The 10,993-nt window shown below is 62.2% G+C and carries 10 protein-coding genes and 1 tRNA gene; 1 reads left to right on the top strand and 10 read right to left on the bottom strand.

Annotation, left to right across the window (positions count from 1 at the left end; all coding sequences use genetic code 11):
• Positions 1 to 25: 25 nt before the first annotated feature.
• The 7 genes from gcvH to V6E02_RS08840 all read right to left on the bottom strand — a co-directional run bounded on the left by gcvH (position 26) and on the right by V6E02_RS08840 (position 6,739).
• Positions 26 to 466: a glycine cleavage system protein GcvH gene (gcvH, locus tag V6E02_RS08870; RefSeq protein ID WP_347308432.1), complete on the bottom strand. Its 441-nt coding sequence runs from the start codon at positions 464 to 466 to the stop codon at positions 26 to 28.
• A 255-nt stretch (positions 467 to 721) separates the two neighbouring features.
• Positions 722 to 1,231 carry a sulfur carrier protein DsrE2 gene (gene dsrE2 / locus V6E02_RS08865; protein WP_347308431.1) on the bottom strand — a complete coding sequence of 170 codons (510 nt, stop codon included), beginning with the start codon at positions 1,229 to 1,231 and terminating at the stop codon, positions 722 to 724.
• 86 nt (positions 1,232 to 1,317) lie between these two features.
• On the bottom strand, positions 1,318 to 1,545 hold the full coding sequence (locus V6E02_RS08860) for a sulfurtransferase TusA family protein (RefSeq protein ID WP_347308430.1): 228 nt from the start codon (positions 1,543 to 1,545) through the stop codon (positions 1,318 to 1,320).
• Between the two features lie 182 nt (positions 1,546 to 1,727).
• Positions 1,728 to 2,057 carry a rhodanese-like domain-containing protein gene (locus V6E02_RS08855; protein ID WP_347308429.1) on the bottom strand — a complete coding sequence of 110 codons (330 nt, stop codon included), beginning with the start codon at positions 2,055 to 2,057 and terminating at the stop codon, positions 1,728 to 1,730.
• Positions 2,058 to 2,122: 65 nt separating this feature from the next.
• Entirely contained in the window at positions 2,123 to 3,055 is a 933-nt protein-coding gene (locus tag V6E02_RS08850; protein WP_347308428.1) for a dimethyl sulfoxide reductase anchor subunit family protein, read from the bottom strand.
• 78 nt (positions 3,056 to 3,133) lie between these two features.
• Complete coding sequence (locus V6E02_RS08845; protein WP_347308427.1) at positions 3,134 to 3,829, bottom strand: 4Fe-4S dicluster domain-containing protein; 696 nt, start codon at positions 3,827 to 3,829, stop codon at positions 3,134 to 3,136.
• A 42-nt stretch (positions 3,830 to 3,871) separates the two neighbouring features.
• Complete coding sequence (locus V6E02_RS08840) at positions 3,872 to 6,739, bottom strand: molybdopterin oxidoreductase family protein (protein ID WP_347308426.1); 2,868 nt, start codon at positions 6,737 to 6,739, stop codon at positions 3,872 to 3,874.
• 648 nt (positions 6,740 to 7,387) lie between these two features.
• Here V6E02_RS08840 and V6E02_RS08835 point away from each other — a divergent pair.
• Positions 7,388 to 7,460 (top strand) — tRNA-Thr (locus tag V6E02_RS08835).
• 191 nt (positions 7,461 to 7,651) lie between these two features.
• Here the strand turns inward: V6E02_RS08835 and ppx are convergent.
• From ppx to rpiA, 3 genes are all read right to left on the bottom strand, one after another.
• The gene (gene ppx, locus V6E02_RS08830) at positions 7,652 to 9,136 is read right to left on the bottom strand and encodes an exopolyphosphatase (protein ID WP_347308425.1); all 1,485 of its coding nucleotides are present in this window, start codon (positions 9,134 to 9,136) and stop codon (positions 7,652 to 7,654) included.
• Positions 9,137 to 9,537: 401 nt separating this feature from the next.
• On the bottom strand, positions 9,538 to 10,239 hold the full coding sequence (gene phoU / locus V6E02_RS08825; RefSeq protein ID WP_347308424.1) for a phosphate signaling complex protein PhoU: 702 nt from the start codon (positions 10,237 to 10,239) through the stop codon (positions 9,538 to 9,540).
• A gap of 60 nt (positions 10,240 to 10,299) precedes the next feature.
• Entirely contained in the window at positions 10,300 to 10,956 is a 657-nt protein-coding gene (rpiA, locus tag V6E02_RS08820) for a ribose-5-phosphate isomerase RpiA (RefSeq protein WP_347308423.1), read from the bottom strand.
• Positions 10,957 to 10,993 lie beyond the last annotated feature (37 nt).

Genomic DNA, 10,993 nt, shown 5'->3' with positions numbered 1-10,993 from the left:
AAAGCGCTGCGACGGCGCCAGGCGCTCATGCGCAACCCGCGAAACCCTCCGCCTCCATTTTCACTTCGAAGGCGTTGAGGGCAGCCTCGCCAGTGAGGAGGGTGCCCACCTCCTCCTCCCATGCCGAGGGTTGCATGCGCACCATCCAACCGGTGCCATAGGGATCTTCATTGGCTAGGCCCGGTTGGGCGTCCAGGGCTTCGTTGACGGCGATGATTTCGCCACTGACGGGCGCCTTCACCGGTCCCACCCACTTGCCGGATTCCACCGTCGCCACCGAGCGTTCCTGCTCCACGTGCCGGCCCACCGCCTTGGGTGTAAAGGCGACGATGGGACCTGCCAGCGCGGTAGCATAGGCGGTCATGCCCACGGTCACGCTGCCATCGGCCTCACGGCGGCACCACACGTTGGATTCCACGTCGTAATAGAGATCGTCCGGAAAGGGACAGCCGCGTACCGTGCTCATCGTCGCTCGCAACGCGCCCACGGCGCGCTTGCTGATGGGAAGTGGGTGTGACGGAATTGTAACCCAGTTCGCGCGCTGCACCCTCGATACCACTGCTTAGCGTGGGGATGCTGCTGTGGGCGGGGCTTTAGCCGCGATTGCCGAGCGTATGCCGAAAAAACCGGGAATCCAGGCACGGCTCACGACGGTCAGCACAGACGGCCGGAGCACAAAAAAGGCGGCACGATGGCCGCCTTTCTTTGCCGTGAACGGGGCTTAGATGAAGAGGCAAATGTCGCTTTCGCCCGCGAATTCGAAGAAGGTGGCGGCACCGCCATATTCCAATCCGTCGATGAAGTCCTCGTGCTCGAAGCCGAACAGATCGACGGTCATCTGGCAGGCGATGAACTTCACGTCCGCTTCCCTACACAAGGTGCGCAGTTCCTCGATCGTCGCCACGCCGTTGTTGGCAATGGTCTTCTTCATGAGGGCGGTGGCCAGCGATTCGAAACCAGGCACGATGGCCTGCACGGCGTTGGGGATGTTCCAGTTGATGCTCTGGAACCACTTTGGTCCAAAGGGCATCTTCATGGGCATGCCCGGATTACCCAAGGGGCTCACCTTGAGGCCGCTCAAGTCCTTGCGCAGGATCTGCAGACCATAAAAGGTGAAGAAGACCTGGACTTGATAGCCCAGCGCCGCGGCGGTGGACGCGAGGATCAGGGGCGGGTAGGCCCAATCGAGCGTGCCTTTGGTGGCGATGATCGCGAGTTTCTTTTCATCCATCGTGTGTGCCTCCTCTCAAAGTTGGGTCGCGCCCGTTTCTGTCCAACCGTCGTTATCCTTATGCGCAGGTGTGAAAATTGCGGGGTTTATTTTTTCTTCATGAAGAAGACGAATTCGCCACCGGATTCGGCGGAGGACACCAGCTCATTACCGGTCTGCTTGGCGAAGGCCTGCATGTCTTTGACGGAACCAGGATCCGTGGCGATGACCTTGAGCACCTGACCGCTGGACATCTCGGCGAGCGCTTTCTTGGTACGGAGAATGGGCAGCGGGCAGTTCAGGCCGCGGGCGTCGAGTTCTTTGTCAAAGTTCATGGTGAGCCTCCAGAAGGGTTTATGAAAAAATTCGCAACAACGAATATGCGTGAAACGGCTATTTATAATCCACTTGCCCGCGCCTGGCAACTCCCGCAGGGGATGCACGCAATGCCCCCGCAGCGTGCCCCCGGTCATGCGCGGCGGGCGGAACGGGTACGGGCCGGCCCGCTAAAGACGCATCAGGCCGCAGCCAAAGCCAGCCCCGCGCGCGCCCAGTTGATGATGCCGCCGGCTAGGTTGTACACCTGGTCATAGCCCTTGTTGGCCATGAAGAGGCAGGCCTGGGCGGAACGGGCACCACTGCGGCAGTAGAACACCACGGGCTTGTCTTTGGGCAACTGCTCGCCTGCCAAGGGCAGCAGGTGCAAGGGCATGAACTTCGCCCCCGGAATCGCGCCGGCGGCGAACTCCGCCTCGGTGCGCACATCCACCAAGACCACCTCGCCTTCTGCCTGCATGCGCTGCACCGTGTGCGGGTCCACTTCCTTGATGCTAGGCATTCCAAACATGAAAAACCTCCGAAGCTATATTAGGCTGCGCTAATATACAGGCATCTCATTGGATTTCAAGACACTCAGCAACGCTGCGCGCCATGGTAGAGATTGACCACATGGCGCGCCTCGGCAAAGAACAACCAACGCTCGGCCAGCACGCCCAGCAGGGCGATGAGGGCAACGACGGCACCCCCACTTACCTCGGGCCCGGCTTGCACCAGCCAGACAAACGGGATCACGAAGCCGGCCAAGAACACGAAAATGCGCAGTGCCAGCGCCCAGCGCCGCGCGATCTGGAAACCGAATTCCTGGGTGAGGAAGGTGCCGTGGGTATGGCCGGCGTCGAACAGCTTGACCTGGGCGCGGGTGAAGCCGGTGGCGGTGTGGATGGTGGATGCCGCCACGGGGCTGCCGATCCAGAAGTAATAGAGTCCCTTCAGGAAGGCCGCAGCCACCAGGAAAGCAAGCACGAGGAAGTAATAGGGCGCGCGGTCCACCTCGCCCTGATTGGCGATCAGCATGAGAATCAGCGCGCCCGTGTAATGGCCCAGCGCCAGATAGTTGGCGGGCACCAGGGGCGTGTTCCACTGGCGAATGGTCTTCAAGCACGCATAGATCATGCTGGTGGAGAAGACGGTGACCCACGCCAGCAGGGTGGCGAGCGCGCCCAGGGTCAGAAGCAGTCCTTCCAGCCCGAGATCGAGGAAGGACAGGCCCACGTAACCGAAGGCGAAGGGGAAGAAGGTCACGGCGAACACGCCTTCCCGCGACAGCCAGGAGGTGCGCCAGCGGCTGAAGGCACGCCAGGCATTCTTGGGATTGGCCAGGTGGCCTACCGATGAGAGGAGGCCCGCGATGATGAGCACGAGGGCGATAGCGCCACCGACCGAGACTTGTTGGCGCGACAGCCCGCCACCCAGTTGGAGCAGGTCGGCGAGATACAACAGGGCGAACAGGCCGAAGCCGGCACCAGAGGCGACGGTGAAAAAAATGACGCTGAATGCGGGATGCATGTGTCTCTCCGTGAGGCGTGGGGCATCAGACGCGATGGGCAAACCGATGGCTTGGGCTCGCCCGGCGCGCCTGACGCGTTAGCGTTTGACCAGTTTGTTGGCGAACGTCTTCAGCCGCTCCTTGAAGCCGGGCTGGCCCAGATTCTCGGTGGGAATCGGCGGTGCCTTGCGCGGCGGCAGGTAGTGGTTGGTGGGGTTGTAGCCCAGCTCTGGCAGGAGTTGATAGCCCTCCCGCTCGCGCACCGCGCGCGACACCGCGGAGTCCGGATCGTCGAAGTCGCCAAACATGCGCGCATGGGCGGGACAGGTGAGGACACAGGCGGGCTGGCGCTCCTCGATGGGAATGGTCTCGTCGTAGATGCGGTCCACGCATAGCGTGCACTTCTTCATGGTGCCGGATGCGCGGTCCAGCTCCCGGGCGCCGTAGGGGCAGGCCCAGGAGCAGTAGTTGCAGCCCATGCACTTGTCCTGGTCCACCAACACGATGCCGTCTTCGGCGCGCTTGTAGGAGGCGCCGGTGGGACACACCGTGACGCAGGCCGCGTCCTCGCAGTGCATGCAGGACATGGGAAAGTTGATGGTCTTGTTGTGGGGATACTCGCCCACCTCGAAATGACGGATGCGGTTGAACCACACGCCCGATGGCTCTGCGCCATAGGGTTGATAGTCCGATAATGGCCCCGTCGTCCCAGAGGCGTTCCATTGCTTGCAGGCGATGGCGCAGGCATGGCAGCCCACGCACACGTCCAGATCGATGACCAGTCCAAGTCGCATTTTCTTAAACCTCGCTCATTGCCAAAGGAGGGCGGGCAACAATCAGGAATCGCTGCGCGCCGTGTAACGCAGCACGTCTGGACGCTTGCCGTCATCCCAGGGCAAGGGCTTGACCTCGGGGAACTGGGGTTGGCTGCCCACTTCGCCCGGCTCGGCCTTGTAGATTTTCACGCGCAGATCGAACCAGGCGGCCTGGCCGGTCACGGGATCCGAGTTGGTGATGCGCCGCTCGCCGGGCTTTTCCGGCAGGAGCTCGGAGATCAGGTGGTTGAGCAGGAAGCCCTTTCTTGCCTCCGAGGCATCGGGCGCAAGACCCCAAGTACCGGCCTGCTTGCCAATGGCGTTCCAGGTCCAGACTGTGTTTTCCTCGCAGCCTTCCATGGTCTTGATCTGGCAACGGATGCGGCCATTGTGGGATTCCACCCACACCCAGTCGTAGTCCTTGAGCCCCAGCTCCGCGGCCTTCTTCGCGTTCATGTGCAGATAGTTCTGAGCCATGATCTGGCGCAGCCAGGCATTCTGGGAATCCCAAGAGTGATACATGAACATGGGGCGCTGAGTGAGCGCGTAGAAGGGATATTCCTCGGCATTGACGCGCTGCTGTTCCAGGGGCTGATACCACAGGGGCAGCGGGTCGAAATACTTCGTGAGGCGCTCCCGGTCGGCCGGATTGGTGGGTTGCGGACCGTCATACAGCCCCATACCGGCAAGCCGGAATTTCTGCAGCGGCTCGGAATAGATCTGCATGATGATGGGCTCGACCTTGCCGACGAAACCTGCTTCCGCCGCCACTTCTAGATACGCCTTATTGGCGAAGCGATTGTATTTCTGACTGTCGGGCCAATGGTGGGCGAAGAAGGACTGGTTCTCGATGTACTTCTCCCACTGGTTGGGATTGGGCTCGCCCTTGAGGGACTTGCTACCGTCCTTGCCACGCCAGCCAGCAAGGAAGCCCACGCCAGGACTGCGTTCGAAATTGACGATGAAGTCCTTGTAGTCCTTGAATTTGCGGGTGCCGTCCTTGTTGGTGAAGGCAGGGAATTTCAGGCGAGACGCGAGCTCCACCAGCACCTCCTGCCAGGGGCGCACGTCCCGGTCCGGCGTGACTACGGGATGACGAATGGCATCCGCGGCCGCATCCGGCTCGGAGATGGGACGGTCCAGCAGGGAAATGCAGTCGTGACGCTCCAGGTAGGTGGTGTCCGGCAGCACCAGGTCGGCGAAGTTCACCATCTCAGAGTGGAAGGCATCGACCACCACCAGGAAGGGGATCTTGTATTGTCCGTACTCTTCCGGATCCTCCTGCACCAGCATCTCCTGGATGCTCTTGGTGTTCATGGTGGAGTTCCACGCCATGTTGGCCATGAACAGGATCAGTGTGTCGATGGCGTAAGGATCGTGGTTGGTGGCGTTGGTGATCACCATGTGCATGAGACCATGGGAGGCCAGCGGCGACTCCCAGGAATAGGCCTTGTCGATGCGCACCGGATGGCCTTCCGGGTCGATCACCAGATCCTCGGGACGGGTGGGGAAGCCCAGGGGCGGCCGCGCCAGGGGCGTGTTGGGCGCATGGATGATGTCCAGGTTGTTCTCCGGCAGCTGGTGCGGCGGAATGGGCTTGGGATAGGGCGCGCGCGCGCGGAAGTTGCCGGGACCGTCGAGCGCGCCCAGCAGGATCTGGATCAGATGGATAGCGCGGCAGGCGTGGAAGCCATTGGAGTGCGCGGATATGCCGCGCATGGCATACATGGCCACGGGTCGTCCCACCACCTTGTCGTGGCTGCGGCCCCAGACGTCGGTCCACTGGATGGGAAGCTCGATCTGCTCCTTGAAAGCGACATGGGCCATTTCCAGCGCCAGACGCTCGATTTGCTCCGCAGGCACGCCGCATTCATGCGCCACGTTCTGCGGCGCATAGCGCTCGTCCAGGTAGCGTTCGGCCACCAGCGTCATGACCGTCTTCACCGGCCGACCATCCGGTGCCACGAACTCGCCGAACAGCGCAGGCGCAATGTCCGCCTCCAGTGCGGAGACGAAGGCCTGTTTTTCCAGATCCCACACCAGGGGATGGCCCGCCTCGTCGCGCAGGAACAACCCATCCCCTTTCTGTCCCGGCGTTTGCACCACGAGCCACGGCGCGTTGGTATAGCGCACCAGGAATTCCCAGTCGAACAGCTCCCGCGAGAGCAACACATGCACGATGGACAGTGCAAGCAAGCCATCCATGCCGGGTCGAATGGGCACCCACTCGTCGGCGATGGCGGAATAGCCGGTGCGCACCGGGTTGACCGACACGAACTTGCCGCCGTGGCGTTTGAGTTTCTCCAGCCCGATCTTGATGGGGTTGGAGGAATGGTCCTCCGCCACGCCCCACAGGATGAAGTACTTGGCGTAATCCCAGTCTGGCGCGCCGAACTCCCAGAAAGAAAAACCGATGGTGTACAAGCCCGCCGCCGCCATGTTCACGGAACAGAAGCCGCCATGAGCCGCCCAGTTGGGCGTGCCGAACTGCTGCGCCCAGAGGCCCGTCAGAGCCTGCATCTGGTCGCGACCGGTGAAGAAGGCAAGCTTGGAGGGATCGGTGGAGCGGATCAGATCGAGCCGATCGGTGAGCAGGTCCAGGGCCTGTTCCCACTCGATCTCCACGAACTCGCCCGCGCCGCGGGGCGCGCCGGGCTTGCGCATGAGCGGCTTCTTCAGCTTGGCCGGGGAATACTGCTTCATGATCCCGGCGTTGCCCTTGGCACACAGCACACCCTGGTTGGTGGGATGGTTGCGGTTGCCCTGGATGAAGCGAACCTTGCCGTCTTCCAGGGTCACCTTGATGCCACACCGGCAGGCACACATGTAGCAGGTCGTGTATTTGACTTGTTGCCGTTCGTGGTTTTCGGTCTTGATCACTGCACTCATGAATCCGTCCTCGTCGATGGCAAGACGCGACGCCCATCAAAGCGGCGCACCGTTTCGCCCGTACTGCCCTTAAGCGTCACAGACTGGCCGACTGGCCACCCCATTCCTTCTTCATTTTGCACGCCCCCGCTCCCTGGATTGCGGAGCGTCTATGGCGCGCGGTATGACGGATGGCGTAGCCATCTGCACCCGGACGCCAGGGGCGCAACGTGCGCCGCGATCAGGCTAACCTCGCCCAAACCCGCGGGACTGCGTCGCATCGACGCAACCCTCCATACCATAGCCCATGCAGCGGAAGGTCTGACCTTAAGCAGCACGGCCTAAGCGGCTTTTGAAAAGGCACAGCGCCCGGGTCAATGGCGCGATGGCCACGGGGGACGCAAGCAGCCGCGCCGCCCATGCGCAAAGGCGCGGACTCTACATAAGAATCCCCTAATTTAGCAATACAGAAATTTTGATTGCACAGATAAGTGCTTCTGATACGGGACTTTCTTGTCTGGTTTGTGGATTTTTAGGGGCAGCTCGGACAACCTTCGCCCCGACGGGGCCAAAAATCAAGGTTTGCTCTGCAGCGCCTGGGACGGGCCTGGGGATGCAAGGGCGGGCATGGAGCCGGCGCCGGCGAAAATCTGGGATAATGGGCGCTTCGCCGGCATAGCTCAGCTGGTAGAGCAGCTGATTTGTAATCAGAAGGTCGTGGGTTCGAATCCTACTGTCGGCACCCCATCGCACAGGTCCTGGCATGGGACTTGCACGTAGGCGGCCACCCAAACCGCACGGTGACCGGGGCGGTCCGATCTATTCAAGCGAGAAAGGCTACGGATTCGAGATCCCCAGCCCGCCAGGCGACTGGGTGGTACGCGACGCCGCCGTGGGCCTCCACCACGATTCGGGCGCATGGGAAATTGGGCTTCAGCGCGCGCCGGCCACATCCAGCCGGACGCCCACGCTACGCCACTCCTCTTCTTCCTTGTGCAGCAGCATCTCGGTCAAGGGGTTGTCCGCCAGCCACTGTCTATCGACCCGCAGGCGAAAGCCCCGCGCCCGCCACTCGAGCGCCAACGCGGGTAGCGGCAGGTCACTGCGGCTCCGGTTGAACAGCACCGCCAGCCGCAGCACGCCGATCAACAGCCAATCCTCGGGCGCGCTCACCATGGGCGCGACCTTGGCCAAGCTGCCCCGATGCGCGCGCGCAAGCAAAGCGAGACGTTCCTGCTCCTTACGCGAGAAGCCGGGCATGTCGGCATTGGCCAGGATATAGGCGGAGTGCCGGTGATAGCCTGAGTGGGCGATGGAAATGCCGATCTCGTGTAGGCGCGCCGCCCATTCCAGGTATTTGGCCGCCTCGGGTTCCAGGTGGAAGCACGCCGCCACCCCCGCCAGCAGGCGTTCGGCTGTACTTGCCACGCGCTCCGCCTGGTGCCGGTCCACGTGATAGCGGCGGAGGAATTCCTCCACTGTGAGCTCGCGAGCGTCGTGATGATGGAAGCGCCCCAGCATGTCGTAGAGAATGCCCTCGCGCAAGGCGCCGCTTGCCGCCTCCATGCGCGCAATGCCCAGCTCGCGGAACACCGCCGCAAGGATGGCGAAGCCGCCGGCGATCACGGCGACGCGGTCGGCGGAAAGACCGCGTAGCTTGAGCTTTTTCACCTCACGCGCCTCGATCAGCATGGCGCGGATGGCATCCAGCGCCTCGGCGGTGATGGCGCCGTCGGTGAGACCATTTTCGCGGCAGATGTCGGCTAGCGCGCGCACGGTGCCCGAAGAGCCCACCGCCTGCTGCCAGTGAGCGGCGCCGAAATCCGCGGCAATGGCCTGCACTTCCGCGCGGGCGGCAAGCTCCGCTGCCTTCATCGCCGCTTTGCTCAAGCGACCGTCGGCAAAAAAGCGACGACTGAAGCTCACGCAGCCCATGTACAGGCTTTCCATCTGCTTCGGCTCATATCCTTCGCCGATGATGCACTCGGTGGAGCCCCCGCCGATGTCCACCACCAGCCGCACAGCACTCGAAGGCGGCAAGCTGTGGGAAACCCCGAGATAGATGAGACGCGCCTCTTCCTTTCCCGCCACCACCTCGATGGGGAAACCCAGGGCTTGTTCAGCAGCGGATAGGAAAGCCTTGGCGTTCTTGGCGACCCGGAAGGTGTTTGTGCCCACCGCGCGGACGGCTTCTGGTGAAAGCCCACGCAGGCGTTCGTTGAAACGCTTGAGACAGGCCAGTGCCCGCGCCTGGGCGGCCTCGTCCAGGGTCTTGTCCTCGCGCAGGCCCGCGGCCAGACGCACGGTTTCCTTCAGCGTGTCGAGGGGATAGATCTGGTCACCGAGGACACGCGCGATCTCCAGACGAAAGCTATTGGAGCCGAGATCGACGGCAGCGATGACAGTGTGTTGGCTCACGGTAAGGCGACCCGTGTTAGCCCGGATTGTGCATTATTGAGCACTACGTAAGTAGGTGACACCTTTGTGTCGTCCCCGCGCAAGCGCTGACCCAGGACAATGGCCAAGAATACTTTGGATGCCCGCTTTCGCGGAAATGACAGTTTGCTTACGCAGCCTGGCAACGACTTTCGTAAAGCCCAATAGGACAGAGGCCCGCGCGCCGCCCATCATCGAGGCAGTTTGCGCGCGACGTTCGCAGGCCAAGTCGAACACCTGGCGGAGAATTCGAGCCCGTGCCGGGCCGCAAACGGCCCTCCAACCCCGCGCCCGCCCGGGTGGCCGGCCAAAAAGCGGTGGTGAATGTCCGTTGCGATGCGGTTCATTGGGGAGCCGCCAATCCAATGCTGGGTAATCCAGGATTATTCCAGCACCTCGCGTTCCATCTCTTCCACGCTGGTGTGGCGCACGTCCTTGCCCTTGACCATGTACACCACGTATTCCGACATGTTCTTGGCGTGATCGCCGATGCGTTCGATGGCCTTGGCCGCGAACAGGATATCGATGAACATGCTGATGGTGCGCGGGTCTTCCATCATGTATGTGATGAGATGGCGCAGCTCGCTGCGGAACTGCTCGTCCACCTGCATGTCCTGGCGGGCGATCTGGGTGGCGGCGGTGGGATCCAGCCGGGCGAAGGCATCCAGTGCGCGGCGCAGCATGTCCACCACCAACTCGCTCATGAATTTGATTTGGGAAAAGCGCGGCTGGGCAATGCGGTCGGACTCGTAGACGAGCTTGGTCATGCGCGCGATCTTCGCGGCCTCGTCGCCGATGCGCTCCAGATCGGTGATGGTCTTGATGATCATCATCAGCATGCGCAGATCGCCGGCAGTGGGCTGGCGGCGGGCGATGATGTGGCTCACATCCTCGTCCAGCGAGACTTCCATCGCGTTGACGCGGTGATCATTCTGGATCACCGCCTGAGCCAGCTCCAGATCGCCATTGATCAGCCCGTCCACCGCGTGGATGATCTGTTCCTCCACCAGGCCGCCCATCTGAAGCACGCGCGAACGCACCGACTCCAGCTCGGCATCGAATTGTTTGGAAGTATGTTCAGCCATGGTTCATCTCCCGGACCAACAGGTCATCCTACGGTGGAATTGTGAAAAATTCGCGAAAGCTCAGCGCTTGAGGGCAGTCACACCCTGCGGCGTGCCGATCAGCGCCAGATCCGCGGGCCGCCGCGCGAACAGACCATTGGTCACCACGCCCACGATCTGGTTCAACGTGCTTTCCAGCTCCACCGGGTTCATGATGGTGAGGTTGTGCACATCGAGGATCACATTGCCGTTGTCGGTGACGAAGCCCTCGCGCAGCTTGGGCTGCCCCCCCAGCTTGACCAGCTCGCGCGCCACGTAGCTACGCGCCATGGGAATCACCTCGATGGGCAGAGGAAACTTGCCTAGCACGTCCACCAGCTTGGTGTGATCGGCAATGCAGATGAACTTGTCACTGGCGGCCGCCACGATCTTTTCCCGCGTCAGCGCCCCGCCGCCGCCCTTGATCATGGTGAGGTGCTCGGTGATCTCATCGGCTCCGTCCACGTAGAGGGGCAGCTGACCCGCCTGGTTGAGGTCGATCACGCGAATACCGCGCGCCATGAGTCGCTGGGCGGTGGCCTCGGAGCTCGCCACCGCGGCGTCGATCTTGTGCTTGATCTTGGCCAGCTCATCGATGAAATAGTTGGCGGTGGAGCCAGTGCCCACGCCAATCAACCCCGGCTCGACGAAGTTCACCGCTTCTCTTGCCACCGCCTGCTTGAGTTCGTCCTGCGTCATGCTGTGCTTCCCAGATCACCAGTAAAGCGCACAAGCA

The sequence above is a fragment of the Thiobacter sp. AK1 genome (genome assembly GCF_039822265.1).
In the GTDB taxonomy this organism is placed as follows: Bacteria; Pseudomonadota; Gammaproteobacteria; order Burkholderiales; family Thiobacteraceae; genus Thiobacter; species Thiobacter aerophilum.
The sequence above is the reverse complement of the archived record's forward strand: the minus strand, read 5'-3'. Positions and strand labels throughout refer to the sequence as shown.

Bases quoted from the DNA above. Each gene is read 5' to 3' on its own strand.
- V6E02_RS08860 (WP_347308430.1), bottom strand. From the start codon at position 1,545: ATGAACTTTGACAAAGAACTCGACGCCCGCGGCCTGAACTGCCCGCTG.
- V6E02_RS08840 (WP_347308426.1), bottom strand. From the start codon at position 6,739: ATGAGTGCAGTGATCAAGACCGAAAACCACGAACGGCAACAAGTCAAA.
- gcvH (WP_347308432.1), bottom strand. From the start codon at position 466: ATGAGCACGGTACGCGGCTGTCCCTTTCCGGACGATCTCTATTACGAC.
- rpiA (WP_347308423.1), bottom strand. From the start codon at position 10,956: ATGACGCAGGACGAACTCAAGCAGGCGGTGGCAAGAGAAGCGGTGAAC.
- dsrE2 (WP_347308431.1), bottom strand. From the start codon at position 1,231: ATGGATGAAAAGAAACTCGCGATCATCGCCACCAAAGGCACGCTCGAT.
- phoU (WP_347308424.1), bottom strand. From the start codon at position 10,239: ATGGCTGAACATACTTCCAAACAATTCGATGCCGAGCTGGAGTCGGTG.
- V6E02_RS08850 (WP_347308428.1), bottom strand. From the start codon at position 3,055: ATGCATCCCGCATTCAGCGTCATTTTTTTCACCGTCGCCTCTGGTGCC.
- V6E02_RS08855 (WP_347308429.1), bottom strand. From the start codon at position 2,057: ATGTTTGGAATGCCTAGCATCAAGGAAGTGGACCCGCACACGGTGCAG.
- V6E02_RS08845 (WP_347308427.1), bottom strand. From the start codon at position 3,829: ATGCGACTTGGACTGGTCATCGATCTGGACGTGTGCGTGGGCTGCCAT.